Origin of the sequence: Helicobacter bizzozeronii, from assembly GCF_900196775.1 — a bacterium.
GTDB classification, from domain to species: domain Bacteria; phylum Campylobacterota; class Campylobacteria; order Campylobacterales; family Helicobacteraceae; genus Helicobacter; species Helicobacter bizzozeronii.
Genome location: NZ_FZLB01000110.1, coordinates 1 through 1,479, shown reverse-complemented (window position 1 = coordinate 1,479; position 1,479 = coordinate 1). Strand labels below are relative to the sequence as shown.

2 protein-coding genes are annotated in these 1,479 nt (G+C 47.5%); both read left to right on the top strand.

Annotated features, from left to right (window positions below; all coding sequences use genetic code 11):
• Window positions 1-347: hypothetical protein (locus C5684_RS08825; RefSeq protein WP_233708738.1), on the top strand; the 347-nt coding region annotated here is incomplete at its 5' end.
• Window positions 344-1,479, top strand: a 1,136-nt coding sequence (locus C5684_RS08820) for a CHC2 zinc finger domain-containing protein (protein ID WP_104640081.1), incomplete at its 3' end; no start/stop codon positions are given. The genes C5684_RS08825 and C5684_RS08820, both read left to right, overlap by 4 nt.

The following is a 1,479-nucleotide window of genomic DNA, read 5'->3' as shown; positions in this document are numbered from 1 at the left end:
CCGACAAGAGCACCGAGTTGCACATTATCCAAAAAGCCACCTGTTTAGTGCCCTCCAGCACGATTAGCTTAAAGGATTTGCGTTATTTGAGTGCAAGGCGCAAAGATGTGGACGGCAAGATCACCAGCGAACTAATTGGCTATCTCACCCCCAAAAAAGGGCATAAGCTCCTAGTTAGCCTCTTAGTGCCCTTAGAGTGGTTTATGCGCTATTCTTGGGCGATTTTCCCCAAGCTCAAGGACTGCAGGGGGCTAATTAGTGATAACGCCCAAGAGGGGCAGGACTACGCCCTGACCTACACACTCCAAAGCTCTTTTTTAGATGAACTGCAAGTGATCGTCCCATGATTGTAGTAGAGAGCCTAGAGGAGCTAAAGGCTAAGGTTAGCATTGTGGATTTTGTCGATCAGCTAGGCTATCACCCCAAACGCGCAGGGGCTAGCTTTGTGATCTCTTGCCCCTTCCATGAGGAACGCACGCCCTCTTTAGCCCTTTATCCTAATACCAATACTTGGAAGTGCTTTGGCTGTGGCAAGGGTGGGGATGTGATTAACTTTATGGAATATAGGAGCAATAGCGGCTTTTATGATGCGGTTATGCAGGTCGCCCAGCTGGTGGGCTTTAACCTGCAAATCACCCACCACGCCCCCAAGAGCAAGCCCGGGTATGAGCTCCTAGCTTACGCCCACGGGCTTTTCACCCAAGAGCTCACCCAACAAGAGGGCATGTTAGCCTACTTGCAAGAACGGGGCTTGAGCCTAGAGGATGTTAAATATTATGAATTGGGGTTTTGTTCTGCCAAAGTGCTCGAGCAACTTAATAAGCGTTTTAGCTTAGAGCAACTGCAAGAATGCGGGCTTTTTAATGGGAAATACTGCTTTTTAAGCGATAGGCTAAGCTTTGCCTATAAGGACCACAGAGGGCGTGTGTGTGGCTTTAGTGGGCATTCCACAGCCAAACCCCCCAAATACATCAATTCCAAAGAATCCCCCTATTTCCACAAGTCTAAGCATTTATGGAATTTAGAGCGCGCCCTGCCCTCTATTATCCAAAAAAAGCAGATCATCATCACAGAGGGCTTTTTTGATGTGATGGCTTTTGGGCGTTTTGGTTATGCTAATGCCGTATGCTGTAGTGGGACCAGCTTTAATGCCCAGCATTTGGAATATTTGGGCAATTTGGGGGTAGAAATTGTCTTTTGTTTGGATAATGACAGAGCCGGGTTAGAAGCCACCATGCGCGCCTTAAAGCTGTGTTTCAACAAGGACAAGCCCTATGCTAGCGTGAGCGTGGTGTATTTTGCTAATCCCAAAATTAAGGACATGGGGCAATGTTTGCAAAAACCCCAACTTTTCAAACAAGAGGGCTGGAAGTATTTCACCGCCAAAGCCCTAAGCCCTAAGCACCCCCCACAACAGCGCGACAAGCATTATAGGGCATTGATGAGTCTCATTGAAAACTGGACTCCTTTTTTAAAGCA